Source organism: Microcystis sp. LSC13-02 (assembly GCA_002282935.1).
In the GTDB taxonomy this organism is placed as follows: Bacteria; Cyanobacteriota; Cyanobacteriia; order Cyanobacteriales; family Microcystaceae; genus Microcystis.
In genome coordinates this window covers 1-1,653 of the sequence record MTBT01000153.1, presented here as the reverse complement: position 1 = coordinate 1,653, position 1,653 = coordinate 1, and the positions used below count along the sequence as shown (strand labels likewise).

Below are 1,653 nucleotides of genomic sequence, written 5' to 3'. Positions count from 1 at the left end.
CGGTTTCTCATCGTCTCTTATCCTCTAAAGCTCTCTGGAAAACTATAACATCACTGTCTCCTAATTATTAACGCACCCTACAGCGATAGCGATCGCACTGCAAATTGAATAATTGCTTCTCGGCGCGAATTAACGCTCCCCATCATCATGGCAACACACTGGGGGAACGAAAGCCAAAACGATGGACAGCGCGATGCCCAATCCAAATACCAAATATTTGTGCATCAGGAAAACGTATTAACAGTTGTTTAGCAGCTGTTAGGCTGTCGTCAGCCACTTCAAAAGCCCCTGTTTCGATGTCTATTGCTACAATTCTCCCATGATTCCCTTCCTCGACTTGAGAACGTACAATTTTAACTGAATCTAAGCAGAAAATAAATAAGCTCTCCTGATGACTGATAGGTAAAAGGTGTGTCACCGCAGTAACACACCTTAAATCAAATATTGTTGGGTTTCGTTGCCTCAAGCCAACCTACAAGATCGGCGATCGCACTACAAGATCGGTGATCGCACTCGATTATTTAACCAACGCTTCAATGATTTTTGACTTTCCCCTGATGGTTGGCCAAGAATCAAGTTTTTAGTGCTAATGTCTTCATCTAGTTGATTCCAATGGATTCCACTGCCATCAGCGATCAAGCGATAATCATTGCGCTCCTCAATTGAGCCATGCAGGAGCCGAGGATACCATGCCAGGGGAACAGATATAGTGCGCCCATCAGACAAATCTACACTGAGTGTGTCATCTGTGATGGCCAATTGCTGAATTGCTAATGTTTCAAATACTTCATTCGTTAAAAAAGTCATTCCAGCCTGCTAGTAATTGTTCTTGGTTTTCTTGAACAAGTTTTTGAATGCGGTTAATTTCGGTGCGGTTAAATCCTTGGTTACTCTGAAGACGAACCGGCTGAAGCCAGAATTTAGCGATCTCTCGATCTCGTTCAACATGGATGTGAGGTGGCTCATGGCGATCGCCTGCGTAGCAAAAGAATCGATATGGGCCAACGGTCAACAGCGTGGGCATTCAAAAGTTTTGCTCTAAATACCTCAAACATAGCTGAATGCCTCGCTGACTGTCAATCTGTGAATATGCTCATGTAGGCCAAAGGCTATTTAAGGTTAAGAACAATACAAGATTAGCGTTCGCAGTTTAGTTCCGAAGGTGTTGGGTTTCGTTGCCTCAACCCAACCTACAAGATCGGCGATCTGCTACGCAGTGCCTTCCGCATCGCACTTTAACCCACAACTTCAATCAATGTGCATGGTGCGTTCCCCCAAAATCGATCGCTGGACCAGTAGGACTTGCATTAGGGAACGCACCCTACAAGATCGGCGATCGCACTGTAATACCTGGGTAGTTTCGCAGAATTTCATCAATACTCCAACCTTGGGCGAGAAGATCGATGATAAATTCAACCGCAATCCTTGTTCCTTTAATGATAGGTTTTCCCACCAAAATATCGGGATTTAGTGTAATTCGAGTTTCCCAGTCCATAGCTACATCATTGAAAGTGTTTTCAAAAAGGTCAAGGCTGCGTGGGACGCACCCTATATCTCGTTTTATGGCGTTGTCAGATTAAGAGATGATGAGGTAAAATAAATGAAAAATAAAATAAGCAGAAAGAACAATGAAATGCCCAGAATGTCAAAGCC

At 43.7% G+C, this 1,653-nt stretch carries 4 protein-coding genes; all 4 read right to left on the bottom strand.

Annotated features, from left to right (window positions below):
- Nucleotides 1-145: 145 nt before the first annotated feature.
- The 4 genes from BGL89_RS09190 to BGL89_RS09175 all read right to left on the bottom strand — a co-directional run bounded on the left by BGL89_RS09190 (nucleotide 146) and on the right by BGL89_RS09175 (nucleotide 1,495).
- Nucleotides 146-400, bottom strand: a complete 255-nt coding sequence (locus tag BGL89_RS09190) for a hypothetical protein (RefSeq protein WP_286825460.1) — start codon at nucleotides 398-400, stop codon at nucleotides 146-148.
- A gap of 92 nt (nucleotides 401-492) precedes the next feature.
- A complete protein-coding gene (locus tag BGL89_RS09185) occupies nucleotides 493-807 on the bottom strand; it encodes a DUF2442 domain-containing protein (RefSeq protein ID WP_286825453.1) in 315 nt (104 codons plus the stop codon).
- Nucleotides 788-1,024 (bottom strand): DUF4160 domain-containing protein, encoded by a 237-nt coding sequence (locus tag BGL89_RS09180; RefSeq protein ID WP_002738880.1) that lies wholly within the window; start codon nucleotides 1,022-1,024, stop codon nucleotides 788-790. The genes BGL89_RS09185 and BGL89_RS09180 overlap by 20 nt, the downstream gene beginning before the upstream one ends.
- Before the next feature lie 297 nt (nucleotides 1,025-1,321).
- Nucleotides 1,322-1,495 carry a DUF433 domain-containing protein gene (locus BGL89_RS09175; RefSeq protein ID WP_271975260.1) on the bottom strand — a complete coding sequence of 58 codons (174 nt, stop codon included), beginning with the start codon at nucleotides 1,493-1,495 and terminating at the stop codon, nucleotides 1,322-1,324.
- Nucleotides 1,496-1,653: the final 158 nt, after the last annotated feature.

What these genes read in the sequence shown, in the direction of transcription:
- BGL89_RS09185 (WP_286825453.1), bottom strand. Translation starts at nt 807, where the DNA reads ATGACTTTTTTAACGAATGAAGTATTTGAAACATTAGCAATTCAGCAA.
- BGL89_RS09180 (WP_002738880.1), bottom strand. Translation starts at nt 1,024, where the DNA reads ATGCCCACGCTGTTGACCGTTGGCCCATATCGATTCTTTTGCTACGCA.
- BGL89_RS09175 (WP_271975260.1), bottom strand. Translation starts at nt 1,495, where the DNA reads ATGGACTGGGAAACTCGAATTACACTAAATCCCGATATTTTGGTGGGA.